26 protein-coding genes, 1 pseudogene and 1 riboswitch are annotated in these 25,747 nt (G+C 66.0%); of the genes and pseudogenes, 9 read left to right on the top strand and 18 right to left on the bottom strand.

Features of this window, described 5'->3' with window-relative positions; genetic code table 11:
- Positions 1–73: 73 nt before the first annotated feature.
- The 9 genes from phnD to phnG form a co-directional block, all read right to left on the bottom strand.
- Positions 74–979 (bottom strand): phosphonate ABC transporter substrate-binding protein, encoded by a 906-nt coding sequence (gene phnD, locus MUU56_RS04045; protein ID WP_244766037.1) that lies wholly within the window; start codon positions 977–979, stop codon positions 74–76.
- A gap of 81 nt (positions 980–1,060) precedes the next feature.
- Positions 1,061–1,909, bottom strand: coding sequence for a phosphonate ABC transporter ATP-binding protein (gene phnC / locus MUU56_RS04040; RefSeq protein WP_244766036.1), 849 nt, complete (start codon positions 1,907–1,909; stop codon positions 1,061–1,063).
- Positions 1,910–2,072: 163 nt separating this feature from the next.
- Positions 2,073–2,687, bottom strand: a complete 615-nt coding sequence (locus MUU56_RS04035) for a DapH/DapD/GlmU-related protein (protein ID WP_244766035.1) — start codon at positions 2,685–2,687, stop codon at positions 2,073–2,075.
- The gene (gene phnL / locus MUU56_RS04030; RefSeq protein ID WP_244766034.1) at positions 2,684–3,391 is read right to left on the bottom strand and encodes a phosphonate C-P lyase system protein PhnL; all 708 of its coding nucleotides are present in this window, start codon (positions 3,389–3,391) and stop codon (positions 2,684–2,686) included. Before phnL ends, MUU56_RS04035 begins: the two co-directional genes overlap by 4 nt.
- Positions 3,392–3,456: 65 nt before the next feature.
- Positions 3,457–4,233: a phosphonate C-P lyase system protein PhnK gene (phnK, locus tag MUU56_RS04025; RefSeq protein WP_244766033.1), complete on the bottom strand. Its 777-nt coding sequence runs from the start codon at positions 4,231–4,233 to the stop codon at positions 3,457–3,459.
- Positions 4,234–4,429: 196 nt separating this feature from the next.
- A complete protein-coding gene (locus MUU56_RS04020; RefSeq protein WP_244766032.1) occupies positions 4,430–5,314 on the bottom strand; it encodes an alpha-D-ribose 1-methylphosphonate 5-phosphate C-P-lyase PhnJ in 885 nt (294 codons plus the stop codon).
- Complete coding sequence (locus MUU56_RS04015) at positions 5,311–6,411, bottom strand: carbon-phosphorus lyase complex subunit (RefSeq protein ID WP_244766031.1); 1,101 nt, start codon at positions 6,409–6,411, stop codon at positions 5,311–5,313. The genes MUU56_RS04020 and MUU56_RS04015 overlap by 4 nt, the downstream gene beginning before the upstream one ends.
- 4 nt (positions 6,412–6,415) lie before the next feature.
- Positions 6,416–7,024, bottom strand: coding sequence for a phosphonate C-P lyase system protein PhnH (gene phnH, locus MUU56_RS04010; RefSeq protein WP_244766030.1), 609 nt, complete (start codon positions 7,022–7,024; stop codon positions 6,416–6,418).
- Positions 7,024–7,494, bottom strand: a complete 471-nt coding sequence (gene phnG / locus MUU56_RS04005) for a phosphonate C-P lyase system protein PhnG (RefSeq protein ID WP_244766029.1) — start codon at positions 7,492–7,494, stop codon at positions 7,024–7,026. The genes phnH and phnG overlap by 1 nt, the downstream gene beginning before the upstream one ends.
- Before the next feature lie 119 nt (positions 7,495–7,613).
- Between phnG and phnF the strand changes: the two genes are divergently transcribed.
- Positions 7,614–8,369: a phosphonate metabolism transcriptional regulator PhnF gene (phnF, locus tag MUU56_RS04000; protein ID WP_244766028.1), complete on the top strand. Its 756-nt coding sequence runs from the start codon at positions 7,614–7,616 to the stop codon at positions 8,367–8,369.
- On the opposite strand, the gene MUU56_RS03995 is transcribed toward phnF, so the two are convergent.
- The 7 genes from MUU56_RS03995 to MUU56_RS03965 form a co-directional block, all read right to left on the bottom strand.
- Positions 8,314–9,123, bottom strand: a complete 810-nt coding sequence (locus MUU56_RS03995) for a class I SAM-dependent methyltransferase (RefSeq protein ID WP_244766027.1) — start codon at positions 9,121–9,123, stop codon at positions 8,314–8,316. The genes phnF and MUU56_RS03995 overlap by 56 nt on opposite strands.
- Positions 9,123–9,575: a pseudoazurin gene (locus MUU56_RS03990; RefSeq protein ID WP_398431581.1), complete on the bottom strand. Its 453-nt coding sequence runs from the start codon at positions 9,573–9,575 to the stop codon at positions 9,123–9,125. Before MUU56_RS03990 ends, MUU56_RS03995 begins: the two co-directional genes overlap by 1 nt.
- Positions 9,572–10,372, bottom strand: a complete 801-nt coding sequence (locus tag MUU56_RS03985) for an ABC transporter ATP-binding protein (RefSeq protein ID WP_244766025.1) — start codon at positions 10,370–10,372, stop codon at positions 9,572–9,574. The genes MUU56_RS03990 and MUU56_RS03985 overlap by 4 nt, the downstream gene beginning before the upstream one ends.
- Positions 10,369–11,397: a FecCD family ABC transporter permease gene (locus tag MUU56_RS03980; RefSeq protein ID WP_244766024.1), complete on the bottom strand. Its 1,029-nt coding sequence runs from the start codon at positions 11,395–11,397 to the stop codon at positions 10,369–10,371. The genes MUU56_RS03985 and MUU56_RS03980 overlap by 4 nt, the downstream gene beginning before the upstream one ends.
- Positions 11,394–12,437, bottom strand: coding sequence for an ABC transporter substrate-binding protein (locus MUU56_RS03975; RefSeq protein WP_244766023.1), 1,044 nt, complete (start codon positions 12,435–12,437; stop codon positions 11,394–11,396). The genes MUU56_RS03980 and MUU56_RS03975 overlap by 4 nt, the downstream gene beginning before the upstream one ends.
- Before the next feature lie 157 nt (positions 12,438–12,594).
- Positions 12,595–12,828, bottom strand: a riboswitch (cobalamin riboswitch).
- Between the two features lie 26 nt (positions 12,829–12,854).
- Entirely contained in the window at positions 12,855–13,709 is an 855-nt protein-coding gene (locus tag MUU56_RS03970; RefSeq protein ID WP_244766022.1) for a MurR/RpiR family transcriptional regulator, read from the bottom strand.
- Positions 13,710–13,765: 56 nt separating this feature from the next.
- Positions 13,766–14,836, bottom strand: a complete 1,071-nt coding sequence (locus tag MUU56_RS03965; RefSeq protein ID WP_244766021.1) for a polyamine ABC transporter substrate-binding protein — start codon at positions 14,834–14,836, stop codon at positions 13,766–13,768.
- A 164-nt stretch (positions 14,837–15,000) separates the two neighbouring features.
- Between MUU56_RS03965 and MUU56_RS03960 the strand changes: the two genes are divergently transcribed.
- From MUU56_RS03960 to MUU56_RS03945, 4 genes are read left to right on the top strand one after another with little or no spacing between them, the layout of a single operon-like run.
- On the top strand, positions 15,001–16,083 hold the full coding sequence (locus MUU56_RS03960) for an ABC transporter ATP-binding protein (protein ID WP_244766020.1): 1,083 nt from the start codon (positions 15,001–15,003) through the stop codon (positions 16,081–16,083).
- 1 nt (position 16,084) lies between these two features.
- Entirely contained in the window at positions 16,085–16,987 is a 903-nt protein-coding gene (locus tag MUU56_RS03955; RefSeq protein WP_244766019.1) for an ABC transporter permease, read from the top strand.
- A gap of 12 nt (positions 16,988–16,999) precedes the next feature.
- The gene (locus MUU56_RS03950; protein WP_244766018.1) at positions 17,000–17,830 is read left to right on the top strand and encodes an ABC transporter permease; all 831 of its coding nucleotides are present in this window, start codon (positions 17,000–17,002) and stop codon (positions 17,828–17,830) included.
- 2 nt (positions 17,831–17,832) lie between these two features.
- Positions 17,833–18,966, top strand: a complete 1,134-nt coding sequence (locus MUU56_RS03945) for a DmpA family aminopeptidase (RefSeq protein ID WP_398431587.1) — start codon at positions 17,833–17,835, stop codon at positions 18,964–18,966.
- A 12-nt stretch (positions 18,967–18,978) separates the two neighbouring features.
- Here the strand turns inward: MUU56_RS03945 and MUU56_RS03940 are convergent, their stop codons facing one another.
- Together MUU56_RS03940 and MUU56_RS03935 are read right to left on the bottom strand one after the other, a co-directional pair.
- Complete coding sequence (locus MUU56_RS03940; protein WP_244766016.1) at positions 18,979–19,350, bottom strand: hypothetical protein; 372 nt, start codon at positions 19,348–19,350, stop codon at positions 18,979–18,981.
- 69 nt (positions 19,351–19,419) lie between these two features.
- Positions 19,420–20,832 (bottom strand): annotated as a pseudogene (locus tag MUU56_RS03935) (NAD(P)-dependent oxidoreductase); the annotation flags it as partial.
- A gap of 285 nt (positions 20,833–21,117) precedes the next feature.
- Here MUU56_RS03935 and MUU56_RS03930 point away from each other — a divergent pair.
- The 4 genes from MUU56_RS03930 to MUU56_RS03915 all read left to right on the top strand — a co-directional run bounded on the left by MUU56_RS03930 (position 21,118) and on the right by MUU56_RS03915 (position 25,644).
- Positions 21,118–22,596, top strand: a complete 1,479-nt coding sequence (locus MUU56_RS03930) for a sugar ABC transporter ATP-binding protein (protein WP_244766015.1) — start codon at positions 21,118–21,120, stop codon at positions 22,594–22,596.
- A 54-nt stretch (positions 22,597–22,650) separates the two neighbouring features.
- Positions 22,651–23,655 carry an ABC transporter permease gene (locus MUU56_RS03925; RefSeq protein WP_244766014.1) on the top strand — a complete coding sequence of 335 codons (1,005 nt, stop codon included), beginning with the start codon at positions 22,651–22,653 and terminating at the stop codon, positions 23,653–23,655.
- A 167-nt stretch (positions 23,656–23,822) separates the two neighbouring features.
- On the top strand, positions 23,823–24,809 hold the full coding sequence (locus MUU56_RS03920) for a substrate-binding domain-containing protein (RefSeq protein ID WP_244766013.1): 987 nt from the start codon (positions 23,823–23,825) through the stop codon (positions 24,807–24,809).
- A 61-nt stretch (positions 24,810–24,870) separates the two neighbouring features.
- Positions 24,871–25,644, top strand: a complete 774-nt coding sequence (locus tag MUU56_RS03915; protein ID WP_244766012.1) for an SDR family oxidoreductase — start codon at positions 24,871–24,873, stop codon at positions 25,642–25,644.
- Positions 25,645–25,747 lie beyond the last annotated feature (103 nt).

Raw genomic sequence — 25,747 nt, 5'->3', positions numbered from 1 at the left:
GTCGAGAGTGGGGTGACGACGTCAGCAAAAGGCGCCGGCCGGGTTGCGGCCGGCGCCGGATACTGTTTGGCGATCAGCCGCCGATCGTCGCCTTGCGGGCGTCGATGATCGGCTTGTAGAAGTCGACATTGACTTCCGTGAACGAGGTGAAGTCACCGCCCATGACGGCGGCAAAGCAGGCGGCGTCCTTCTTTGGCAGGTCGAGCATGAACTGCTTGAACTTCGCCTTGGTCTCGTCGGCCATCGAGGTGCGAACGACGATCGGGCCGTTCGGGATCAGCGGCGACTTCCAGAGTTCGACGAGCTCGTTCATGTCGAGAATGCCCTTCTCGACCATCTTGTGCAGGTTGCCGGAGGTGTAACCGTCCTTCCACTCGCCGACGCCCGAACCGAAGGTCGTGCCGGCATCGAAGGTGCCCTTCATGACTTCGAGGACGAGGTTCTCGTGGCCGCCGCCGAAGCCGGTTTCACCGAAATATTCCTTGACCGGGCCGCCGATGGCTTCCGGCAGCGTGACGAGCGGCACGAGGTAGCCGGAGGTGGAATCCGGATCGGCAAAGCCGAGCTTCTTGCCCTTCAGGTCTTCGAGCTTGGTGATGCCGGAATCCTTGCGGGCAACCATGATCGAGTGGTAGCCGGTCGAGCCGTCGGTCTGGACGGTCGTCAGGATCGGCTCGACGGCGTCGGCCTTGGCGAGGTAGATCTTGGCAAAGCCGGACGCGCCGAGTTCGGCATAGTCGAGCGTGCCGCCGAGCAGGCCCTGGATGACGCCGTCATAGTCGGCGGCCGGGAAGAACGAGACCTTCTCGAAGCCGAGCTCGGCCTTCAGGTGATCGCCGAGGCACTGGTAGTTGCGCAGGCGGTCGGCTTCGTTCTCGCCGCCGATGATGCCGACGCGGAATTCTTTGAGGTCTTCAGCCTGTACATGGCCGGCGAGCGCGATGAGCGCGACGGCGCCGAGAAGAGCTTTCTTCAGCATGGTCTTTCTCCTGTTTGACCGGCTTCGCCGGGCTCTTGAAAAATGATGGCCCTTCACGCGGGCCGATCGATCCCGGTCGGCTCAAAGGCCGGCCAGTGCCAGCGGTGTCGGGCCGGCGGATTCCTTGGTGTTGTCCTGGCGGGCCGGGTTGCGGATCGCCGTGGAGGTGACGCTCTCGTCGATCGCCGCCCCATCGGCGCCCGTGCCGTAGATCGTGCGCACCGCCTCGGCGTCGAGGTCGCGCGCCGGACCGTCGAAGACGACGCGGCCATGCGCCATGCCGATGATGCGCTCACAATAGGCGCGCGCTGTATCCAGCGTGTGCAGGTTGGTGATGACGGTGATGCCCTCGCGCTCGTTGATGTCGCGCAGCGCGTCCATAACGATCTTGGCGTTGAGCGGATCGAGCGAGGCGATCGGCTCGTCGGCGAGCAGCATCTTGGGGGCCTGCATCAGCGCCCTTGCGATCGCCACGCGCTGCTGCTGGCCGCCCGAAAGCGTGCCGGCCGGCTGGAGCGCGGTCTGCTCGATGCCGAGGCGCTCGAGCGCGGCGATCGCCATGATGCGCTCCTCGCGGGTGAAGAGATTGAGGATGCTCAGGACGGCCGAACGGTGGTTGAGGCGGCCGAGCAGGACGTTGGTGAGCACGTCGAGGCGCGGCACGAGGTTGAACTGCTGGAAGATCATCGCACAGTCGCGCTGCCAGTTGCGCAATGCCGCACCGCGCAGCGCGGAGACCTCGACGTCATTGAAGTGGATGGAGCCCTCGCTCGGATCGGCAAGGCGGTTGATCATGCGCAGCATGGTGGACTTGCCGGCGCCGGAGCGGCCGATGACGCCGACCATCTGGCCCTGCGGAATGTCGAAGGTCACATCGTCGACCGCAACGCGCTCGCCGAAGCGGCGGGTGACATTCTTCAGTCGAAACATGGTGGATCCCTTTTTTCCCGTGTCGGATCGAGGCCGGGCCAAGGGCCGGGTCTCGTCGTTTCCGGGACTGGCTCTAAACGCTGTTGATGAAGGGGCAATGTCAGTTTCATGTCGGAAAGATAACAGTCCACAGGCCTGGATTTCCGGCATCGGAAGGGCCTCCTCACCCGCCGTGACGGGCAAGAAAGGCTTCTGCGTCAAGTTTGCGAAAATCGTCGAGGGCGGTGCGCAGCCGGGCATGATCCCAGTCCCACCAGGCGAGTTTTTCCATGCGTTCCGCAATGCTTCGGGAGAAACGTTCGCGGATCGGTTTCGCCGCGACCCCGCCGACGATCATGTAGGGTTCGACGTCCTTCGTGACGACCGCGCCCGAGCCGATGACGGCGCCGTTGCCGATCGTGACACCCGGCAGGATGGTCGATCCATGGCCGATCCACACGTCATGGCCGATGGTGACGCGATGCGCGCGCCGCCATTCGAAGAAATCGCTCTCGTGGTCCGCGTCGGGCCAATAGTCGTTGGCCCGGTAGGTGAAATGGTGCAGCGTCGCCCGCCACACCGGATGGTTCGTCGCGTTGATGCGCACCGAGGCGGCGATGTTGGCAAACTTGCCGATCGTCGCGCACCAGACCGAGCCATCCTCCATGATATAGGAATAGTCGCCGATCTCGGCCTCGCTGATGCGGCAACGCTCGGCGATCTCGGTGTAACGGCCGAGCATGCTGCCGGCGACGTTCGCCGTCGGGTGGACCAGCGGCGTTTCGGACAGCCTCGTCATGCCGCGGACTTTCGCGGCGAGAAGGCGGAGACGTCGACGATGCGGTCGGCGACCTTTTCGCGCACATCCTCGTCGTGGAAGATGCCGAGAAGGGCCACGCCGGCGGCCTTCTTCTCCGCGATCATCTCGACGACCACGGCGCGGTTCGTCGCGTCGAGCGAGGCGGTCGGCTCGTCGAGCAGCAGGATGCGGTGATCGGTGATGAAGCCGCGGGCGATGTTGACGCGCTGCTGCTCGCCGCCGGAGAAGGTGGCGGGCGGCAGTTGCCAGAGTTCGCGTGGCAGGTTGAGCCGCGCGAGCATCGCTTCCGCCGTCGCCTTCGCCTCGGCCGCCGCGACGCCGCGGGCCGTGAGCGGCTCGGCGACGACATCGACGGCCGCGACGCGCGGCACGGTGCGCAGGAACTGGCTGACATAGCCGAGCGTCGCACGCCGGACGGCAAGGATCGTGCGCGGATCGGCCGTGGCGAGGTCGACCAGCCTGCCCTCGTGGTCGACGAGAATCTGGCCGCTGTCGACGGCATAGTTGCCGTAGACCATCTTCAACAGCGAACTCTTGCCGATGCCGGACGGGCCGCCCAGCACGACGCATTCGCCGGCCTTCACCGAGAAGGCGACGTTCGAGACCACCGGCAGGCGGATGCCGTCGCGAAGATGCATGGTGAAGCTCTTGGCCACTTCGGAGACAACGAGAGGGGTCGGCATGTCATTTTTCCTTTCGACGCATGGTCCTGTCCGAAAACCGGCGGCCACTTTCCGGGTCCATGCTCTCAGACCTGCAGGATCGAGGAGACGAGGAGCTGGGTATAGGCTTCGCGCGGATCGTCGAGCACGCGGTCGGTCAGCCCCTGCTCGATGACGACGCCGTCCTTCATCACCATCATGCGGTGCGAGAGCAGGCGCGCGACGGCAAGGTCGTGCGTGACGATGATCGCCGAGAGACCGAGGTCCTGCACGAGACCGCGCAGGAGATCGAGCAGGCGCGCCTGCACCGAGACGTCGAGGCCGCCCGTCGGCTCGTCCATGAAGACGAGGCGCGGTGCGGTGACGAGGTTGCGGGCGATCTGCAGACGCTGGCGCATGCCGCCGGAAAAGGCGCGCGGCTGGTCGTCGATGCGGTCGACGCTGATCTCGACGCGGCCGAGCCAGTTGCCTGCCGTCTCGCGGATGTTGCCGTAGTGGCGTTCCCCGACGGCCATCAGCCGCTCGCCGACATTGGCGCCGGCCGAAACCGCCATGCGCAGCCCGTCCGCCGGGTTCTGGTGCACGAAGCCCCAGTCCGTGCGCATCAGGAAGCGGCGCTCGGCCTCGCTCATGCGGGAGAGGTCGCGCATCTGCCCGTCACGCATGCGGTATTCGACGGAGCCGGAGGTCGGCATCAGGCGGGTGGCGAGGCAGTTGAGCAGCGTCGTCTTGCCCGAGCCGGATTCGCCGACGATCGCCAGCACCTCGCCCGGCCAGAGATCGAAGGAGACATTTTGGCAGCCGATGCGGGCGCCGTAGAATTTCGAGATGTCGCGGACTTTGAGAAGGGGGGCGTCGGTCATCGGGTGGCCTCCGTGGTGCTGGGGGCCGTGGCACCCCCCTCTGTCCTGCCGGACATCTCCCCCTCAAGGGGGGAGATTGGATGGAGTGACGTGCCGCCCATCTTCAGCGATTCGATTTGAGCAAAGTTCCGGCCGCTTGCCGATCTCCCCCCTTGAGGGGGAGATGTCCGGCAGGACAGAGGGGGGTGAGCGCTACTCATTCCGCAGCCTCCTTGTCATAGGCCAGGTGGCCGCGATGGCCGGCGGAGCACCGTTCCTCGCAATGGTCGGTGTCCGAGCAGACGAACATCCGGCCGCCCCTGTCGTCGAGCACCACCTCGTCGAGATAGACATTTTCGGCGCCGCATAGCGCACAGGGCTTGTCGAAGGTCTGGATCTCGAAGGGATGGTCCTCGAAATCGAGGCTGACGACCTCGGTATGGGGCGGCACGGCATAGATGCGCTTCTCACGCCCCGCGCCGAAAAGCTGGAGCGCCTCCGACATGTGCATCTTCGGATTGTCGAATTTCGGCGTCGGCGACGGGTCCATCACGTAGCGGCCCTCCACCTTCACCGGATAGGCATAGGTCGTCGCGATATGGCCGTTGCGGGCGATGTCCTCGTAGAGCTTGACATGCATCAGGCCGTATTCTTCCAGCGCGTGCATCTTGCGCGTCTCGGTCTCGCGCGGCTCGAGGAAGCGCAGCGGTTCGGGGATCGGCACCTGGTAGACCAGCGTCTGCCCGGCCGTCAGCCTCTCCTCGGGAATGCGGTGGCGCGTCTGGATGATCGTCGCCTCCCGCGTCTTCGTCGTCACCGCCACATTGGCGACCTTCTGGAAGAAGGCGCGGATGGAGACGGCGTTGGTCGTGTCGTCCGCCCCCTGGTCGATGACCTTCAGCACATCCTTCGGCCCGAGGATCGCCGCCGTCACCTGCACGCCGCCGGTGCCCCAGCCATAGGGCATCGGCATTTCGCGCGAGGCGAAGGGCACCTGGTAGCCGGGAATGGCGATCGCCTTCAGGATCGCCCGGCGGATCATGCGTTTCGTCTGTTCGTCGAGATAGGCGAAATTGTAGGTTGCGAGGTCTGCGGTGCTCATTCTGCGGCCTCCGGAAGATCGGTGTTCTGCGCGGCCTCGTATTCGCGCCGCATGCGGCGCACGAGATCGAGTTCGGCCTGGAAATCCACGTAATGCGGCAGCTTCAGGTGCTCGACGAAGCCGGTCGCCTGCACGTTGTCGGAATGGGAGATGACGAATTCCTCGTCCTGTGCCGGGGCGACGATATCCTCGCCGAATTCCTCCGCCCGCAGCGCCCTGTCGACCAGCGACATGGCCATGGCCTTGCGCTCGCTCTGGCCGAAGACGAGGCCGTAGCCACGGGTGAACTGCGGCGGGTTCTTCGCCGAACCCTTGAACTGGGCGATCATCTGGCACTCCGTCACCTGGATGCGGCCGAGCGAGACGGCAAAGCCGAGTTCCGGCATGTCCAGCTCCACCTCGACCGCGCCGATGCGCACCTCGCCGACGAAGGGATGGGTGCGGGCATAACCGCGCTGGGTGGAATAGCCGAGCGCCAGCAGGAAGCCCTCGTCGCCGCGGGCGAGCGCCTGCAGGCGCAGGTCCCGCGCCATCGGGAATTCCAGCGGCTCGCGCGTCAGGTCGCCGGCGATGTGGCCGTTAGGCAGGCTGCCGTCGTCCTCGACGAGGCCTTCACCGGCCAGGATGTCGGAGACGCGCATGACCGGCTCGCCGGCCTCCTCGCGCTCCAGCGGCGCCTCCACCGCTTCGTCCGTCAAAAGCGAGGGATCGAGCAGGCGGTGCGTATAGTCGAAGGTCGGCCCGAGGAGCTGGCCCCCCGGCAAATCCTTGTAGGTGGCCGAGACGCGGCGCTCGACGATCATATCGCCGGTCTCGACGGGTTTCGAATAACCGAAGCGCGGCAGCGTCGTGCGATAGGCGCGCAGGATGAAGATCGCCTCGATCATGTCGCCGCGGGCCTGGCGGACGGCGAGCGCCGCGAGCGCCCGGTCATAGAGCGATGCTTCCGCCATCACGCGGTCGACGGCAAGGCCGAGCTGGGCGACGATCTGCTCGATGCCGATGGCCGGCAGCGAGCGGTCGCCGCGACGGCGGTCGGCGAGAAGGCGGTGGGCGTTGGAGATGGCGGCTTCGCCACCCTTGACGGCAACGTACATGGTCTCACGCCTCCTTCACGCCAAGCGCGGTGGTGCGCGGCAGGCAGAGGAGCTCTCCGCCCGCGACCAGGATCAGGTCGACGCCCCGCGGAAAATTCTGTCGGTTCTCCGACCAGAAATGCGGGAACATGTCGGGAAGGCCCACCGGCGCGATCTCCATCTCGGTGCGGATGCCCGGGCCCTTCAGCACGAGCGGCCGCCCGCCCTCGAAGGAAGCGATCTCGACCACGAGCGTCGTCGAACGATCCGGATATTCCTGCGTGCCCTGGGCGAAGAGGCTGGGATTGGGCAGCATGGCGTCCTTTTCCACGAAGGCGAAGCGTGCGTTCTGCCGCTCTTCGGTCACCGGCGCGCCGGCATTGAAGGCGAGCCAGCCCGGCAGCGCCGACCGGGAAAGCGTCGGGGTGAGCCAGACGGCGGTATCGTGGTCGCAGAGCGTCAGCGCGATGGCGCCGGCCGTCGCATTCAGCGGCGCGGGTGGCACGACGGTCGCATCGATGCGGCCGATCGTGCCCGGCCGGGCCATGCAGTCCATCAGCGTGCGGAAGGCGGCCTGCGCCTCGAACACCGGCTCCTTGAAACCGCCGGCAAAGGCGAGCGTATCCAATGTCATCAGTCCTCTCCGCGAACCATGGTGAAGAAATCGACGCGCGTGGCGGCCGTCTGGCGTGCCTTTTCCGCATCCTCGCCGGCGATGCGCGCGGCGACGGCGTCAAGCAGCGCCGCCACCTCGGCCCTGCGGGCCGGCTGCTGGAAGAGCGCATCGAAGATCGCCGCGAGCCGCGCCTTCGCGCCATCCGTGCCGAGCGCCTGGCCGTGGCCGACCGTGCCGTCGTCGAGGCGGACGCTCGCGCGGGCCACCGTCGCCTCGCCGAGATTGAACGGCGCGCCACCGCCGCCGATGCGTCCGCGCACCATGACGAGCCCCGTTTCCGGGCCGCGCACGGGCTGGGCGGCCGGCTTGTCGTCGAGCGCGTCGAACGCGGCCTGCAATTCGGCCCGGCTCGCCTTCGCGAGCAGGCCCATCGCCCTCTGCCGGTCGCCGGTCGCGGCGGTCTCGGCGGATTTCTGAATGGATGCCATTGCCTCATCTCCAAATGTCTATTAATCTAGACAACCGAACATCTTGAGTTTCGTCTTAATCGGCGGGAATGACAAGGGTGTGACAGTGTGATGTGACAAGGGGTTTCGCGGGGGCGGAAATGGTGGAACGGCAATCGGGCGTGGCGCTCTGGCGGCAGATCGCGGATCGCATGCGCCTGGCGATCAACAATGGCGACTTCGACGAGACCGGCATGATGCCGCCGGAAATGGCGCTGGCCGCCCGCTTCGGCGTGAACCGGCACACGGTGCGCAGCGCCATGGCGGCGCTTGCGGAAGAGGGCATCGTCCGGCCGATCCAGGGCATCGGCACGCGCATCGAACGGCGCGACCGGCTGCGCTTCCCGATTTCCCGCCGCACCCGCTTCTCGCAGGGCCTCGGCAACCAGACGCGCAATCTGGAAGGCCGGCTGCTCGCGGCCGCAACGGAGGCCGCGCCCGCCGCCGTCGCCGCGGCGCTCGGCCTTGCGCCCGGCGCCCCCTGCGTGCGGCTTGAAACGGTGAACAGCGCCGACAGGCGCCCGGTCTCCTGCGGGACGCACTATTTCCCGGCCGATCGCTTTACCGGGATCGACGCGGCCTACAACAGGACGCGCTCCATCACCGCCTCCTTCCAGGAGCTCGGCGTGTCCGACTATGTGCGCCGATCGACCGAGATATCCGCCGTCCATGCCGAAGGCGACGACATCCGCCACCTGAAGCTCTCGCCCGGCGCGATCATCCTCGTGGCGACGGCGGTCAACACCGACCTCGACGGCGTTCCGATCCAGTTCTCGCGCACGCGCTTTGCCGCCGACCGGGTTAAGCTGACGGTGGAGCCGGAACCGGACGCGGCTGCTTCCGGCAGCAAAGGATGAAACGGCGGTAAAGCAGCGTGCGCAGCCTGTTGCGCAGGTCCGCCGTGCGGCGCTGGGCCTTTGCGATGGGCGCATGCGAGCCGATCGTCATGTCGCGGAATCCTGCCGCCGCCAGCAGCGGCAGCACGCGCTCGACGGTCAACCCCTCGCCGAAGGGCAGCCGCTCCATGATGTCGGCATGGCGCGCGCTCATCGCCCCGTCATAGTGGGGATCGGCGCCGACGACCTTGTCGATGACGGCGATGGCCCGGCTCGCCAGCCGGCCGAGCCGGGTCGGCGCGGCCCAGTCGCCGTCGAAGAACAGAAGCGTGCCGCCGGGCTTCAGCATGCGGTGCCATTCCGCAAAGGCCTCGGCTGGGGTCGTCAGCGTCCAGACGAGATGGCGGCAGACGATCGCATCGTAGCTCTCGTCCGGCTCCATCGGATTTTCCGCATCGGCGAGCAGGAAGCGAAGCCCTCTCGCCCCGGCATGTTTTTTCCGCGCCACCGCCAGCATCGCCTCGGAGAAATCGAGCGCCGTCACCTCATGGCCGAGGAAGAGGAGGAGACGCGTCACCTCCCCCGTGCCGCAGGCAAGCTCCAGCACGCGGCGCGGTTCGGGACCGAGGTTTTCGCGGATCGCCGCCGCCCAGGCGTCGAATTCCGGCCCTTCGGGAATACGATGGCCGAAGGCAAGGTCGAAGGTTTCGGAGCGGCGCGACCAGTAGTCGCGAATGTCCTCCTTGAGGTGGCTGTTGGCGCGCGGGCCGTGCATCACCGCCCCTCGCCGGCATCGATGCGGGCAAAGATATCGTCGAAGCGCGGCCGGGCGCGGGCCGGCACCTCGACCTTGCGGATCGCCTCCGTCAGCTCCGCTTCACCGACCTTGACCAGCATGACCATGCCCATGCCGAAATGCGGCGAGCATTTGATGCCGTAGTAACCCGGCTGGTCGAAGGTCACCTCAATCTCCTCGTTGATCTTGCCCTTGAAGCCCGCATAGCCCTCGGGAACCATGCCCTCGATGCTCGCGGCATTGTGGCTCTTGTGGGTGGCGATGAATTTGACGCTGTCGCCCGGCTTGATCGCCAGAAAATCAGGCTCGAAGACCATCGAACCCCGTTCGCCGCGATTGCGCATCTCGACGCGAAACGTTTCGGCGGCGGCGGGAGCGGCGTGGAGGAAAGCGGCGAAGGCCGCAGCTAGGAGGAAACGGGTTTTCATCATGCCTCTGCAACGAGCTTGAGTTTGGCCGGCCGCGGCTCCGGCCGGCGATAGCGGATGAAGCAGCCGCCGGCGCTGTCGCGCTCGACATCGACGGTGACACCGAAGACGTCGGCGAGGCGCTGCGGCTCCAGCACCTTGGCGGGCGTGCCGAGCGCGACGATGCGGCCGCCCTGCATGACGGCGATGCGATCGCAGAACATGGCGGCGTGGTTGAGATCGTGCAGCGCGGCGACGACGGTCAGGTCCTGCTCGCGCACCAGCTGGAGCAGGCTGATCTGATGGCCGATGTCGAGGTGGTTTGTCGGCTCGTCGAGAAGGAGGATCGGCGCCTGCTGGGCGAGCGCGCGGGCGATATGCAGCCGCTGGCGCTCGCCGCCGGAGAGCGTGTGCCAGAGCCGGCGGGAAAAGTGCGCCATGTCGACCTCCTCCAGCGCACGGTCGACGATGGCGTCGTCCGCCCGCGACCAGGGCGTCAGCGCGCCGAGATGGGGCGTGCGGCCGAGTTCGACCGCCTGGCGCGCGGTGATGCGCTCGGTGGTCTCGGCCTGCTGCTCGACGAAGGCGATGCGCCGGGCGATCGCCTGCCGGCCATGGGCGGAAAGCGGTTTGCCGTCGAGCGTCACCGCGCCGGCCTGCGGCCTGCGGATACCGGCCATCAGCGCCATCAGGCTGGTCTTGCCGGAGCCGTTCGGGCCGATGATGCCCAGGAACTCGCCGGGGTGCACGTCGAGCGAGACATCCGACAGGATGGTCGTGCCGCCGACCGACCAGCAAAGGCCTTTTGCCGAGAGCGTCACAGGGCCGATCTCCTCTGGCTGAGGATGAGCGCGAAGGCCGGCGCGCCGAACAGGGCGGTGATGACGCCGATAGGCAGCACCTGGCCGGGGATGATGATGCGCGACAGCACGTCCGCGGCGATCATGAAGATGGCGCCGATCAGCGCCGAGGCGGGCAGCAGCAGCCCGTGCCGGACGCCGACGAGCATGCGCGCGACATGGGGAATGACGAGGCCGACGAAGCCGATCGAGCCGACCATGCTGACCATGCTGGCGGTCATGACGGCGGAAACGGCGATCAGCACGACATAGACGCGGCGCACCGGAATGCCGAGCGAGGCCGCCGATTCCGTGCCGAACGTGAAGGCATCGAGCGCGCGGGCATGCCAGAGGCAGACGAGAAGGCCGAAAAGCGCGACCGGCACGGCCAGCCCGACATCCGGCCAGCGCACGCCGGAAAGGTTGCCGAGCAGCCAGAACATGATGGCGCGCGCCTGCTCGGCATTGGCCGCCTTGGTGACGATGAAGGAGGTGAGCGCGTTGAAGAGCTGCGACCCCGCGACGCCCGCCAGGATGATCGCGCCCGTGCCGCGGCCGGCGCGCACGGCGAGCGCGCTGACGAAGCCGAAGGCGATGAGCGCGCCGATGAAGGCCCCGATCGGCAGCGTCAGGAGACCGGCGCCGAAGCCGAGGATCGCGATGCTCACCGCCCCTGTCGAGGCGCCGGCGGAAATGCCGAGGATGTAGGGATCGGCCAGCGCGTTGCGCAGCAGCGATTGCAGGATGACGCCGGAAAGCGCCAAGGCCGAGCCGCAGCAAGCGGCGACGATCGCGCGGCTCAGCCGGTAGTTCCAGATGATGCCCTCGTCGATCGGCTCAAGCGCATAGCCCGCCTGCCACAGGCGGTTCGCCAGGGTCTTCGCCACGATATCGAGCGGAATGGCCGTCTCGCCCACCGCCGCGCCCACCCCGAGCGCGGCGACGAGCAGCACGAGCGCCGCGAAGGCGGCGCCCGCAAGAAGCAGGATGGGGCGATCGGCCGTCACTTTGCGAGGCCAGCCTTCTCGACGGCGTCGGCGAGCACCTCGATGCCTTCGATCGTGCGGATCGTCGGGTTCATCGCCTGGGCATCCATGTCGACGACATGGCCGTTCTTGACGGCCGGCATGAGGCTGGCGACCGGATCGGACTTCAGGAACTGGTGCTTGACGGCGACATCGTCGGCCGGAAAGCGGCGGCGCTCCATCTTGCCGGCGACGATGATCGTCGGATCGGCCTTGGCGATGGTTTCCCAGCCGACCGTCGGCCATTCCTCGTCGCTCTCGATGACATTCCGGATGCCGAGCGCCGACAGGATGTAGCCCGGCGCGCCATTGCGGCCGGCGACATAGGGATCGATGTCGAGTTCGGCGCTGGAGAACCAGAAGACGGCGGAGAGCTTGCCGTCCGCCGAGGCGATCTTCTGGCGCGCCGCCGCCTCGCGGGCCTTGAGGTCGGCGATGACCTTCTCACCTTGATCCTGAACATCGAAAATCTGCGCCAGCTCGCTGATTTCCTTGTAGATCAGGTCCATGGTGAAGACGGTCTTGCGCACGCCGTCGCCGCCGCCGGAATTGTCCTTGCCGACGCAATCGGCAGGCGAGGTATAGACCGGGATGTTCAGCTCCTCGAACTGTTCCGGCGTCGCGACGATGCCCTCCGGGCCGACATGCCACTGGAACTGCGCCGTGACGAGGTCCGGTTTCTTGGCAACGACGCTCTCGAAGCTCGGGTCGTTGTCGGCAAGGCGCTCGACCTTGGCATTGACCTCCTCGTAGCCGGCCAGAACCGGACCGATCCAGACGGCCGTGCCGACCATGCGCTCGCCGACGCCGAGCAGGTAGAGGATCTCCGTTGTGCTCTGGCCGAGCGAGACGGCGCGCTCCGGCGCCTTTTCGAACGTCACGCTGCGGCCGCAGTTCTCCAGCGTCAGCGGATATTGCGTCGCGGCCGCCTGCACGGCGCCCGAGGACAGGACGAGCACGGCGGCGCCGGCCAGCGCGGAAATGAAGGTTGCGGCGCGTGCGGCCGCAGGCAGAGTGGTCATGGGTGTCTCCCGGATGAGTGAAAGCGTGCGGGCTCAGCCGACGCGCCGACAAAGGCGGATCGATTGCGGTCGGGAGAAAACGAATGGGATTCCGCCGTCGCCGGCAGCCAGGGTCGTCATAGGGTCTCCTGTTCCGGGCATCCCCGCCCGTGACTTGGAAATTGGCTCGACGACGGCAGGTCTCCTGGCTCACGGATATCTGCTGCCTGTCTGCCTTCCCGCGGGAGAACCGCAGTGGCATGACGCGAAGACGCGTCCTAAGGACAGGCGGCAATCCGCCTACAGTTGCGGGGGCAGCCACGGAATGGGTCCCTGTTGGGTCGTCCGCACCGTGTTCCCTATTAATCCCCTGGGAGTCATCCTTCGGGGAACCGTCTCCCCATCCTTAGTCCGCCGTGCTCGGCAGCGTCAAGGCGCTCAGCTCTCGAAATCCCCGAAGACATCCTGGAGGTGGGTGAGCGTGTCGACGCGCTCGCTCACCTCGTCGCCCTTCAGGACGATGATGTTGCTGAGCATGAGGTCCATGACGGCGGTCATGGTGGCCGCGCCGTCCCAGAGCGGTCCGTGCGAACCGGGCACGATGAGGCAGATGTCGGAGACCTCCGGCCCCCAGGGGCAGAACTCGTCGGTAAGCAGAACGACCTTCACGCCGGCCCGCCGCGCCTCCAGCGCGAGCGGCCGCGCCTTGGCGGCAAAGCGGCGCACGTCATGCAAGAAGAGCAGCCGTCCCTCGACGGAGCCGTCGAGCAGTTCCGCATAGGTGCCGTTGAGGCCGTCGACGAACTGCACGCGCGGGCGCGTATAGGAAAGCTGGCTGGCGAAATACTGGGCGATGCCGCGCACGTTCTGATAGGCGGCGACATAGACTTCCGTTGCGCCGATCAGCGCGTCGATCGTCTGCTGCCATTCCGGCGCGCTGGTGATGGCGTAGATCTGGCCGAGATTGTCGATCTGCTGCTGGATGAGGCCGGCAAGAAGCTTTCCCTCCTTGCGGTCCTGCTCCAGCGAGGCGACCGGTCCCTTGACCTCCCAGGCCGGGTTGGAGCCGCCGCGACGCAGTTCGCTCTTCAGTTCGTCGAGCCCGTCGAAGCCCATCCGGCGGAGATAGCGCCCGATGGTCATCGGCGAGACCTGAAGGCGCTGGGCGATGGAGCGCGCCGTCTCGAAGGGCAATTCGGCGATGTTGCGCTCGATATAGTGGGCGATCAGCCTGTCGGATTTGGAGCGCCGGAGGTCGTCGGACCGAACGAGCTTCAGAATGCGTTTCGACACGTCGCCCCCTTCTCCAAACTCCCGCCCGCCGAAAGACGGGCGGGGATCGCGCGCGTTCACTGCGCCGTCTTGATGCGCGTCCAGACGCGGTCGAGCTGGCGCAGTGCCGGGCCCAGGTCCTCAAAGATCTGGAGACGCGCCATCGTCTCGGCCGGCGGGTTGATTTCCTTGCTATTCTTGATCTTTTCCGGGGTCAATTCCCGCGCCGGCACGTTGGCCGTGCCATTGGTCTGCTGCGCGACGTTGAGCGCGGCGATTTCCGGGCGGGTGTAGAACTGCAGGAACTTGATGGCGTTCTCCTTGTTGGGAGCCGTCTTCAAGACGCAGACGTCCTCCTGGTACATGGTCGCGCCCTCCTCGGGGATCACATAGCCGAGGTCCTTCTCGTCGCCGAAGACGTCGACCATCGCGCCGACGAAGAAGTGGCCGGCCGCGACGTCGCCGGATTGCACCATCGGCCGCGTGTCATAGGTGAAGGCCGCGACATGGGGCTTCATGGCGATGATCGTCTCGGCCGCCTGCTGCAATTCCGCCGGATCGGTGGAGTTGATCTTGTGGCCGTTCAGCATGAGGCCGACCGCCAGCACCTCGCGCATGTCGTCGAGCAGGGTGAATTTCAGCCCCTTGGCCTTCACCGTCTCGATCAGGTCCTTCCAGCCCGTGACGTCCTTGCCGAGGATCGTGCGGTTATAGAAGATGCCGACCGAGCCCCAGGCATAGGGCAGGCAATATTCGCCCTTCGGGTCGCTTTTCGCGCGCAGGAAGGCGGGATCGATGTTCTTGAAGCCCTCGAACGTGTTGATGTCGGTCTTTTCCAGAAGCTCGAGCTTGGCCATGATGTCGTGCATGTGCACGGAGGGGAAGACGATATCGTACCCTGTCGCGCCGCCCTGGATCTTCGCCAGCATTTCCTCGTTGGAGGAATAGGTCGAGAGGTTGACCTTGATCTGGGTCTCCTCCTCGAACTTCTTCAGAACCTCCGGATTGATGTATTCGCCCCAGTTGTAGATGTTGAGTTCGGCGGCGCTTGCCATGCCCGCCGTCGCCACGAGGGCGGCGAGCGAGAGGGCGGTGCGGCGCGTCCATGCCCCAAGGCCGGATGCGCCGGCGCGATAAGACTTCGTCATCGAATGATCTCCTCTGATGGTTTGGCCCGTCGTGGCCCCGGTGCTTTCCTTTGCACCGGATGTTCCCGTCCCGGCTTCTTTCGGCCGTTGACTTGGATGGCTAAATGGTATCCAACTATCTAAATCGCACAAGCGTTATTTTAATAACATTTTGGGGAACGACGATGCGAGATTCGATAGTCCGCCTGGAGAAGGCGGCGAAAGCCTTTGGCACGCCCGAAGGACAGACGGTGACGGCGCTCGACGCGATCGACCTTACCGTGCGCCGCAATGAATTCCTGACGCTGCTGGGCCCGTCCGGCTGCGGCAAGACCACCCTCCTCCAGGCGATCAGCGGCTTCGTGGAGCTCGATTCCGGCCGCATCCTGATCGACGGCGAGGACATGACGGACCGCCCGCCCTATCGCCGCCCGGTCAATACGGTGTTCCAGAACTACGCCCTCTTTCCCCATATGACCGTGGGCGAAAACACCGGCTATGCGCTGGAAGTGGCGGGGATCGCGCGGCCGGAGCGGGCCAAGCGCGTCGCCGAAGCGCTGCGCATGGTCGGCCTCGACGGCATGGAGGGCCGCAAGCCGCGCCAGCTTTCCGGCGGCCAGCAGCAGCGCGTGGCGCTCGCCCGCGCCATCATCGCCCGCCCGAAGCTGCTTTTGCTCGACGAACCGCTCTCCGCCCTCGACAAGAACCTGCGCCAGGCCATGCAGATCGAGCTGAAGACGCTCCAGCACGACCTCGGCATCTCCTTCATCTTCGTCACGCACGACCAGCAGGAGGCGCTGACCATGTCGGACCGCGTCGCCGTGCTGTCGGGCGGCCGCATCCAGCAGCTCGATACGCCCCGCGCCATCTACGACCAGCCGAAGAACAGTTTCGTCGCCACCTTCGTCGGCGCGAGCAATCTCTTCGAGGGCCGGGCGGAGGGCGCGCGGCTCGTGACCGGCGACGGCCTGTCCATCGCCCACGCGAAGGCGGGCGCAAGCGGCGCGGCGACCGCGCTCATCCGCCCCGAACAATTCTTCCTCGCGCAGCAGGGGGACACCGCCCCGAGCCTCGACGTCGACCTCGAACAGATCGTCTTCGTCGGCTCGACCTTCGAGCTTTTCGGCCGCACGGCGACCGGCCGGCGCGTCATCGCGGAAATCCCGGCGGCGCGCCGCAACCTCGTCGGCGAGATCGAGCAGTCGCGCCGCGCCCGCCTCGCCTATGATCCCGCGGCGGTCCACCTCATCCCGGCGGAGGCCGCCTGACATGTCGTCGATCGCCTTCCGTCGCCGCGCCCAGCTCGGCCTGCTGCTCGGGCCGGTCTCGCTGTTCCTCGCCGTCTTCTTCCTCGGCCCGCTCGCCATCATGATCGTGACGAGCTTTTTAGCCCCCGGCCTTTACGGCGGGGTGGAATGGACCTGGTATCCGCACAATTACGGCCGCATCCTCGGCTTCGCCGATCCGATGTTCGAGGATTTCGATCCGGTCTATATCGCCATCTTCCTGCGCTCGCTGAAGATCGCCGCGCTGACGGTGGTCGCCACGCTCCTCGTCTGCTATCCGGCCGCCTTCTGCATCAGCCGGCTTTCCGAGCGCTGGAAGAATTTCTGCCTGTTCCTCATCACCCTGCCCTTCTTCACCAGCCTCATCGTGCGGCTGTTCATCTGGGTGCTGATCCTGCGCCAGACCGGCCTCGTCAATTCCGTCCTGCTGAACACCGGCGTCGTCGCCCGGCCGCTGGAGCTGATCTATACGGACGGGGCGATCGTGCTCGGCATGGTCTATGTCTTCATCCCCTTCATGTTCATGCCGGTCTATGCCAGCGTCGAAAAGCTCGACTGGACACTGGTGCGCGCCTCGCTTGATCTCGGCGCGGGGCCGATCCGCACCTTCCTGCGCATCATCCTGCCGCTGACGGCGCCCGGCATTGCCGGCGGGGCGGTGATCGTCTTCATCCCGGCGCTCGGCAATTTCGTCGTGCCGGCCATTCTCGGCGGCGCCAAGGTGATGATGCTCGGCAATCTCATCGAGCAGCAGTTCCTCGCCGCGCGCAACTGGCCCTTCGGCTCGGCGCTCGCGATGATGGTGATGAGCGTGATGCTCGTCCTGCTCTGCGTCTATGTCATCGTGTCCGGCCGCCGCGGCATCGATGCCGCGACCGGGCGCTGAGGAGGTTTTTTGATGAAGATCTTCGCCTCCCTCGCCCGCGGCAGCCTGATCGCCTACACCGCCCTCTTCTTCGCCTTCATCTATATCCCGCTGGCGCTGATCGCGGTCTATTCGTTCAATTCCAACCCGATCAACATGATGACCTGGACCGGTTTCACCACCGAATGGTACGCCCAGGTCCTCGGCTTCAAGACGACGGTCTCGGAAAACGCGCTCTATATCGAATCCACCGACCAGCTCGTCCAGGCCGTCTGGAACAGCCTGATGATCGCCGCCTCCACCACGACCATCGCCACCATGCTCGGCACGGCGATCGCCATCGCCCTCTACCGCTTCGATTTCTTCGGGCGGCGCTTCTACCGCACCGTGATGTTCATGCCAATGCTGATGCCGGATATCGTGCTCGGCATCGCGCTCCTGATCTTCTTCGTCAATGCCGGCGTCAACCTCGGCCTGAAGACGATCATCATCGGCCAGTGCACCTTCCTGATCTCCTATGTCTTCATCGTCGTCTCCGCCCGGCTCGCCGGCATGGATCGCACGCTGGAACACGCCTCGGCCGATCTCGGCGCCAACGAATGGACGACCTTCCGCAAGGTGGTGTTCCCGCAACTCCTGCCGGGCATCGTCGGCGGCGCGCTGCTCGCCTTCATCATCTCGATGGACGATCTGGTGATCACCTATTTCATCGCCGGCGTCGACGTGACGACCCTGCCGATGTTCATCTTCGCCATGCTCCGGCGCGGCATCAAGCCGGAGATCAACGCCATCGCCGTGATGATGCTGACCTTCTCCTTCGTCGTCGCCTCGCTCGGCCTCTACCTTCGCTCCCGGCAGAAATGACCATGACCCATACCGCAAAACCCCGCGCCCGCGCCCTCGGCCTGCCCTTCACCGGCCGCACCGGCCCGTTCAACGCCATCACCGATGTGGAAGGCATCACCGTCGGCTTCCGCACCATTGTCGAGGAAACCCCACGCCCCGGCCGCAAGCTCCCGGTGCGCACCGGCGTCACCGCCATCCTGCCCCATAGCGAGAGCCCGACGCCCGTCCCCGTCTATGCCGGCGTGCACCGCTTCAACGGCAACGGCGAGATGACCGGCACGCACTGGATCGAGGACGGCGGCACGTTTCTGGGTCCCGTGATGATCACCAGCACCCACGGCGTCGGCATCACCCATCACGCGACGATCCGCTGGATGCTGGAGCGCTACGCCTCGACCTACGAGGTCGGCGACTTCCTCTGGCTGATGCCGGTCGTCGCCGAGACCTATGACGGCGTGCTGAGCGATATCAACGGCATGCCGGTGACGGAAGCGGATGCCCGGGCAGCTCTGGAAAACCTTTCCTCCGGTCCCGTCGCGGAGGGTAATTGCGGCGGCGGCACGGGCATGATCGCCTATGGCTTCAAGGGCGGCACCGGCACCGCCTCCCGCGTCGTCACGGTCGGAGACAAGGACTATACGATCGGCACGCTGGTGCAGGCCAACCATGGCCAGCGCGACTGGCTGACGGTCTGCGGCGTGCCGGTCGGAAAACATCTCCAGGACAACACGCCGCAAAGCCAGCTCAAGGAGCGCGGCTCGATCATCGTCGTCATCGCCACGGACCTGCCGATGGCCCCGCATCAGCTGAAGCGCCTCGCCCGCCGCGCCGCCATCGGCATCGGACGCAACGGCACGCCCGGCGGCAACAATTCCGGTGATATCTTCCTCGCCTTCTCCACCGCCAATCCGCAGCCGATGGCGCACCGCGCACCGGCCTTGCTCGCCCTCGACATGGTCAATGACGAACATCTCGATCCGGTCTATCTGGCGGCGGTGGAAAGCGTGGAGGAGGCCGTGGTCAATGCCATGCTGGCGGCAAAGGACAGCGGCGGCACGCCGCACGACCGTCTGCGCGTCGACGCCATCAGGCATGACGAACTGGTCGCGGTGATGAAGCGATATGGCCGGCACGCGGATGCGCCGGTCACCTGATCCTCGGCGCGGTCAGTTGCCCGTGCCGTCGGGCGTCACGCGCTGGCTGTCGCCGCCCGTTCCCGAATCCTGATTGGGATCGCGGTCCGTCGGAACGGTCTCCCCGCCGCCGGGAACGCTGTTGTCTATCGTATCCTGGGTCGGCGTCTGCGTGCCGCTGGAAGTGGAGGACGTCTGTTCCGTATCGACCGTCGGATCGGCGCTTTCACCCCAGATCTCCACCGCGCCCCAGACGAGGAAGGCGAGCGCCAGACTGATGCCAAGTACTTTCAGCATCGGCCGGCCAAGCCCGCCCTGGCGGGTTTCCCGCGCGGCGTAGCCCTTCCGGGCCGGCTCATGGGTGCGGGTCAGCGGATCGCCGCGTTCGTCTCGCTGGTGGGTCATGGCGGTCACTCCCTGAAGATCGTGTCAGGGAAGGAACTGGCGGTGGCGGCGAAAGTTCCCGGAACCGCCTCAGGCCTCCGCCGGCCCGTCCAGCCCGAGCCCTTCGAGAAGCCGCCGCTGGCGCAGGAACAGATGGGTCAGCGCGGTGACGTCGCCGGCCGCCGGCTGGTGCGTCATGCCGTCGTCCACCGCCTCGACGATGGCCTCCAGCGTGTCGAAGATTTCACGCGAGACGCCGTGCAGCTCGGAGAACCGCGGATCGGCGACGGCGGCGGCAAGCGTCGCGGCCGTCACGCGGCCGATGCCGCGCGGCACCTTCGCCCCGGCGTCGATATAGCCCTCCGGCAGGTCCCCTTTGAGATTGCGGACGCGACGATAGCGGATGACGTCGAGAATCTGGTCCACGGCCTGGCAGGCGCCGGCGACGCGCGAGGGGTGGTCGGTATCGGCCGCGGCGTGCGGCAGAAGTTCGAGCTTTCCGGGATGCCGGGCAGCGAGTGTCAGATAGGGCAGCATCGGCCCGCTGAGCGTGCCGCTTGACGCATCCTTGAAGAGGTCGGCGTCGATGGCGGCGTGGCGCACCTGGCCGGAGGCGAGCGCCCGGTCGAGCGCGCCGGCATCCACCACCTCGCCCCGGTCGTAGTTGACGACGACGGCGCCGCGGTTCATCGCCGAGAGCACGGCATCGTCGACGATGCCGGCATTGGCGTAGGCGCGCCGCACCGGATCGAGCCGCCCGAGGCCGACATGGACGGTGAGCACGTCCGATCCCGTCGCCGCCTCCGCCGGAGAGGCCGCATAGTCGAACCCTTCCGCCTCGATCCACTGGCGGTGTTTCGCGCGCGCATGGATCGCCACCCGCATGCCGAAGGCGCAGGCGAGCCTGGCCACCTCGCGGCCGATATTGCCGTAGCCGATGACCGCCATGCGGCGTCTCTCCAGCTTGGCGGTCGGATAGGACTTGAGGTCGCGGCCGGTATCGAAATCACCGCTCGCCACGCGCTCGTGCAGAAGATCGACGGGCAGGTCCGGCGTCACCTTCAAGAGCGCCTTCATCACCATCTGCGCCGTCGCGCGGCTGTTGATGCCGGGCGTATTCATGAGCGGCGCGATGCCGCCTTCGCCATTGCCGCCGCCCCAGGAGAGCGAGCCCATATTGCCGGTGCCGGCACCGATGCGCACGCTGCCGAGCGGAAAGACCGCCAGCCGCGGAATGAAGGTCGCCGCGGCGATGAGCGCGTCATATTGCCCGCGATCCGTCTGCGCCAGGATATCCGCCTCGGTGCTGAGGTCGGGCTGGTAGAAGAAATGGATGCCCGGCGGCAGCGCCTCGCCCGCGAAGGCCGCGTCGTGGAAGACGCCGCCGCTTTGCGCGACATGCGTCGCGACCTCGCTGAAATCCGGACGTCCCTCGCCATCGAACCGCAGGCCGACGAGATCGGCGATCAGGACCCGGTAGGCACGTTCGGGATCGTCCAGCCGCGTCCCTTCCTGCAAAGCCGCGTTCCGATCCTGCATGGCGCCCTCCCCGCTCGTCTTTCTTCATTTCCGTAGAAGAGTTTTCCGGGGCCTGCAAGCGCCTGCACATACCCGCCCTGCCTGCGCACGGCAGACACTTTAAATCGATCACTTTAAATCGATTTTTTACAAATGACAGACCGATCCCATCCTTTGTCACTTTTCATACTTGACATATGTCGACACTAAGGTGTAATTTGTAAATACGCGATGGAGAGAGCATCGCTCCTGAAATGCCGGGAGGAAGACATGCAGCCACTCTTGAAGGTGGAGGGACTGAAGAAGTCCTTCGGCGGCGTCGCCGCACTCCGCGACGGCCGCTTCGAACTTGCGGGCGGCTCCGTGCATGCGCTGTGCGGCGGCAACGGCGCCGGCAAGTCGACCTTCCTCTCCATCCTCATGGGCATTCACAAGCGCGACGGCGGCACGATCCTGCATCGCGGCAAGCCCGTCGAATTCAACAGTCCCGCGGAAGCGCTCCACTCCGGCATCGCCATCATCGAGCAGGAACTGAGCCCGGTTCCGCATATGACGGTGGCCGAAAACATCTATCTCGGCCGCGAACCGTCCACCCGCTTCGGCGGCATCGATTTCAAGACGATGAACCGCAACGCCCAGGCGCTGCTGGACCGCCTGGAATTCAACATCTCCGCCAAAGAATACATGATGAACCTCTCGGTCGCGCAGATGCAGCTGGTCGAGATCGCCAAGGCGCTCAGCCACGAGGCGGATGTCATCTTCATGGACGAGCCGACCTCGGCGATCGGCGAGAAGGAGGCCCAGCACCTGTTTTCGGCGATCGAGCGCCTGAAGGCCGAGGGCAAGGGCATCGTCTACGTCTCGCACCGGCTTTCCGAAATCTTCCAGATCGCCGACAGCTACACGGTCTTTCGCGACGGCGGCTTCGTCGGCGCGGGCAAGCTCGCCGATATCGACCGCCCCGGCCTCATCCGCATGATCGTCGGCCGCGAGCTCGGCGAGGAGTATATCAAGACCAACACGCCGACCGAGACCGCCGGCCTCGAAGTCTCCGGCCTTTTCGCGCCCGGCAAGATCGAGGACATTTCCTTCACCGCGCGCAAGGGCGAGATCTTCGGCATCTACGGCCTGATGGGCTCTGGCCGCACGGAAATCTTCAATTGCCTCTTCGGCATGGACCGTCCGTCATCCGGCGAGATCCGCCTTGACGGCCAGGTCGTCAGCATCCGCCAGCCCTCCGACGCCATGGCCGAGGGCATCGCCTTCGTCACCGAGGACCGCAAGGTGACGGGCCTCAACCTGACGGACAGCGTGCGCAACAACATCTGCCTCGCCAGCCTGCCGGAAATGAGCCCGGCCTTCGTGATGCGCAGGAGCGAGGAACAGGCGGCCAGCGCCGACATGATCGCCCGCTTCGCCATCAAGGCCGCGCGCGACACGATGCCGGTCTCCGGCCTTTCCGGCGGCAACCAGCAGAAGGTGGTGCTCGGCAAATGGTTCCTGCGCCAGCCGCGCGTCCTGCTGCTCGACGAGCCGACCCGCGGCGTCGACGTCGGCGCCAAGCGCGAAATCTACCGCATCATCTGCGATTTTGCCGCGAGCGGCGGCACGGTCGTGATGATCTCCTCCGAAATCGACGAAATCCTGGGAATGTCCGACCGCATCCTCGTCATGCGGCAGGGACGATCCGCCGGCATTCATGACCGGCAGGAAACGGATGCCCAGTCCCTCGTGCACCTGTCGACCTGACCGGAACGAGACCCGACCGACGCATCCAACCCCGCATGGCAAGAGGTGACATCCGTGTCCAGTATCGAGAACAAGACCGCCAGCAGCTGGCTGAATTCCGATCGCCGCCGGCTGATCGTGCAGGAATACGGCATCTTCCTCGCCTTCCTGCTGCTCGTCGGCATCCTGTCGGTGTCCAACCAGTTCTTCCTGACGCCCGGCAACATTTCCAACGTGCTCCTGCAGACGTCGATCAACGGCGTGCTCGCCATCGGCATGACCTTCGTCATCCTGACACGCGGCATCGACCTTTCGGTCGGCTCGGTCGTCGCGTTGGCCGGCATGGTGAGCGCCAGCTTCGTGACGAGCTCGGCAACGGCCGGCATCGCCGGCGCGCCCTATCCGATGGTGGTGGCGCTCGCCGTCGGCATCCTTGTCGGCGTCGGCTGCGGCGCGCTGGTCGGCTTCATCGTCTCGCGCTTTTCCGTGCCCGCCTTCGTGGCGACGCTCGGCATGCTCTCGGCCGCCCGCGGCGCGACCCTCATCTATGGCGGCGGCAAGCCGGTGCCGGCGCTCTCCCCGGAATTCCGCTGGATCGGCACGGGCAACATCCTCGGCATTCCGATGCCGGTCATCCTGCTCGCCGTGGTCTTCCTCGTCTCCTGGTGGGTGCTGACCCGCACGCGCTTCGGCCGCTACATCTATGCCGTCGGCGGCAACCCGCATGCGGCCAAGACCTCCGGCCTCAACGTCACGCGCATCCGCTTCATGGTCTATGTGATCTCGGGCGCGCTGTCGGGCCTTGCCGGCATGATCCTCTCGGCCCGCACGGGCTCCGCCCTGCCGCAGGCCGGCATCGCCTACGAACTCGACGCCATCGCGGCGGTCGTCATCGGCGGCACCTCGCTTTCGGGCGGCGTCGGCCGGGTGACGGGAACACTGATCGGCGCGCTCATCATCGGCGTCATGAACAACGGCCTCGATCTGATGGGCATCCAGTCCTACTACCAGCAGGTCCTCAAGGGTGCCCTCATCGTCGGCGCCGTCATGCTCGACCAGAAGCGAAACCAGGGCGTCTAAAGCAGTTCCAGCAGAAGTGCGCAGCGGTTTTGCGTCCGGAATTGCATGAAAACAAAGCGCTAGAGCATTTCGATGCTCTAGCCCGACAGGAACCGGGCGCCCTACAGCGCCCGTGGACGAAACGGCACGCCGAAGTGCGGCCGGAATTCTCAAAGGAGGAGAATGACATGAAGAAACTGATGATCGCGCTCGCCTCGGCGACCGCCCTGCTCGCCTCGTCCGCCATGGCCCAGGAAAAGCTGAAGATCGGCGCGGCCCCCTACGGCCTCAACGCGGAATTCATGCAGATCTGGTCCGCCGCGCTCGAAGAGCACCCCGCCGTCAAGAGCGGCGAAGTCGAGCTCACCGTCTTCGACGGCCGCTATGACGCGCTGGTCCAGCAGGAACAGTTCAACACGATGATCACGCAGAAGTTCAATGCGATCATCTTCGTGCCGATCGACATCGAAGCCGGCGCGACGGCCGTGCAGGCCGCCAGCGACGCCGGCATTCCGGTCGTCGGCTCCAACACCCGCGTGAACTCCGACCTGCTCGCCGCCTATGTCGGCTCCGACGACACGATTTCCGGCTACATGGAAGCCAAGACCGTTCTCGACAAGATCGGCTGCAAGGGCAATGTCGTGATCATCGAGGGCCCGATCGGCCAGTCCGCGCAGATCTCGCGCCTCGAAGGCAACCAGAAGGCGCTCGCCGAGTGCCCGGACGTCAAGGTCCTCGAGCAGCAGACCGCCAACTGGTCGCGCGCCGAAGCCCAGACGCTGATGGAGAACTGGCTGACCTCCCATCCCGGCCAGATCAACGGCGTCATCGGCCAGAACGACGAGATGGCGCTCGGCGCGATCGAGGCGATCAAGTCGGCGGGCCTGAAGACCGACGATTTCGCGATCGCCGGCATCGACGGCATCACCGACGCGCTGACCGCCGTCAAGGAAGGCACGATGACCTCGATCCTCCAGGACGCCCGCGCACAGGCCCAGGGCGCGCTGGACCTCGCGATCTTCCATGCGAAGAAGGGCGACTACAAGCCGCAGTCCGACATCTGGGCGCAGTATCCGGACATGCCGTTCAACGACGGCAAGGACAAGGAATACAATGTTCCGTGGACGCCGGTCACGACCGAGAACGTCGACAAGCTGCTGGACATGCGCAAGTAACAGGCAAAACCGCGGGGCGGCCCCGCCGCCCCGCTCTCTCCAGGATACGAAGGCTGAACCGATGACCGACACACCTCCCAGGATCGACCTCAACTTCCCGCTCGACGGCAAGATCGCGCTCGTCACCGGCGGCGCATCCGGCATCGGCGCGGCCATCGCCACGGCCTTTGCGGCCAAGGGCGCGAAGGTCGCGGTGCTCGACATCAACGCCGACATCGCCAAGGCCAAGGCGGAAGAGCTCGGCGGTGCGGCGAAGCCCTTCGTCTGCGACGTCTCCGACCCGGCCTCGGTGGAAAAGGCCGTCACCGACGTGGCCGCAGCCTTCGGCGGCATCGATATCGCGGTCAACAGCGCCGGCATCGTCGCACTGGCCCCGGCCGAAGACCTGACGCTTTCCCAATGGGACAAGACGATCGACATCAACCTCAAGGGCAGCTTCCTCGTCACGCAGGCGGTCGGCCGCCGCATGATCGCCAACGGCAAGGGCGGCAAGATCGTCAACCTCGCCTCGCAGGCCGGCACGGTGGCGATCGAAGAGCACGTCGCCTATTGCGCCTCCAAGTTCGGCGTCATCGGCATGTCGAAGACCTTCGCCGCCGAATGGGGCAAACACGGCATCACCGTCAACACGATCTCGCCCACCATCGTGCTCACCGAACTCGGCAAGAAGGCCTGGGCCGGCGAGAAGGGCGACGCCGCCAGGAAGCGCATCCCGACCGGCCGTTTCGCCTTCCCGGAAGAGATCGCCGCCGCCGCCGTGTTCCTGGTCTCGCCGGGCGCGGACATGATCAACGGCGCCGATCTTCTGATCGACGGCGGCTACACCATTCTTTGAGCCCGGACCGGCTCTCGCAATTCTCAAGGAGTTACCATGCAGCGTTTCATCAACGACCCTGACCTTGTTGTCGAGGATACCGTCAAGGGTTTTGTGAAGGCGC

Source organism: Shinella yambaruensis (assembly GCF_022899355.1).
In the GTDB taxonomy this organism is placed as follows: Bacteria; Pseudomonadota; Alphaproteobacteria; order Rhizobiales; family Rhizobiaceae; genus Shinella; species Shinella yambaruensis.
This window is presented reverse-complemented; position numbering and strand designations above follow the sequence as displayed.

Coding starts and splice junctions, on each gene's coding strand:
- phnD (WP_244766037.1), bottom strand. CDS start 979: ATGCTGAAGAAAGCTCTTCTCGGCGCCGTCGCGCTCATCGCGCTCGCC.
- phnC (WP_244766036.1), bottom strand. CDS start 1,909: ATGTTTCGACTGAAGAATGTCACCCGCCGCTTCGGCGAGCGCGTTGCG.
- MUU56_RS04035 (WP_244766035.1), bottom strand. CDS start 2,687: ATGACGAGGCTGTCCGAAACGCCGCTGGTCCACCCGACGGCGAACGTC.
- phnL (WP_244766034.1), bottom strand. CDS start 3,391: ATGCCGACCCCTCTCGTTGTCTCCGAAGTGGCCAAGAGCTTCACCATG.
- phnK (WP_244766033.1), bottom strand. CDS start 4,233: ATGACCGACGCCCCCCTTCTCAAAGTCCGCGACATCTCGAAATTCTAC.
- MUU56_RS04020 (WP_244766032.1), bottom strand. CDS start 5,314: ATGAGCACCGCAGACCTCGCAACCTACAATTTCGCCTATCTCGACGAA.
- MUU56_RS04015 (WP_244766031.1), bottom strand. CDS start 6,411: ATGTACGTTGCCGTCAAGGGTGGCGAAGCCGCCATCTCCAACGCCCAC.
- phnH (WP_244766030.1), bottom strand. CDS start 7,024: ATGACATTGGATACGCTCGCCTTTGCCGGCGGTTTCAAGGAGCCGGTG.
- phnG (WP_244766029.1), bottom strand. CDS start 7,494: ATGGCATCCATTCAGAAATCCGCCGAGACCGCCGCGACCGGCGACCGG.
- phnF (WP_244766028.1), top strand. CDS start 7,614: ATGGTGGAACGGCAATCGGGCGTGGCGCTCTGGCGGCAGATCGCGGAT.
- MUU56_RS03995 (WP_244766027.1), bottom strand. CDS start 9,123: ATGCACGGCCCGCGCGCCAACAGCCACCTCAAGGAGGACATTCGCGAC.
- MUU56_RS03990 (WP_398431581.1), bottom strand. CDS start 9,575: ATGATGAAAACCCGTTTCCTCCTAGCTGCGGCCTTCGCCGCTTTCCTC.
- MUU56_RS03975 (WP_244766023.1), bottom strand. CDS start 12,437: ATGACCACTCTGCCTGCGGCCGCACGCGCCGCAACCTTCATTTCCGCG.
- MUU56_RS03965 (WP_244766021.1), bottom strand. CDS start 14,836: ATGACGAAGTCTTATCGCGCCGGCGCATCCGGCCTTGGGGCATGGACG.
- MUU56_RS03960 (WP_244766020.1), top strand. CDS start 15,001: ATGCGAGATTCGATAGTCCGCCTGGAGAAGGCGGCGAAAGCCTTTGGC.
- MUU56_RS03955 (WP_244766019.1), top strand. CDS start 16,085: ATGTCGTCGATCGCCTTCCGTCGCCGCGCCCAGCTCGGCCTGCTGCTC.
- MUU56_RS03950 (WP_244766018.1), top strand. CDS start 17,000: ATGAAGATCTTCGCCTCCCTCGCCCGCGGCAGCCTGATCGCCTACACC.
- MUU56_RS03945 (WP_398431587.1), top strand. CDS start 17,833: ATGACCCATACCGCAAAACCCCGCGCCCGCGCCCTCGGCCTGCCCTTC.
- MUU56_RS03940 (WP_244766016.1), bottom strand. CDS start 19,350: ATGACCCACCAGCGAGACGAACGCGGCGATCCGCTGACCCGCACCCAT.
- MUU56_RS03930 (WP_244766015.1), top strand. CDS start 21,118: ATGCAGCCACTCTTGAAGGTGGAGGGACTGAAGAAGTCCTTCGGCGGC.
- MUU56_RS03920 (WP_244766013.1), top strand. CDS start 23,823: ATGAAGAAACTGATGATCGCGCTCGCCTCGGCGACCGCCCTGCTCGCC.
- MUU56_RS03915 (WP_244766012.1), top strand. CDS start 24,871: ATGACCGACACACCTCCCAGGATCGACCTCAACTTCCCGCTCGACGGC.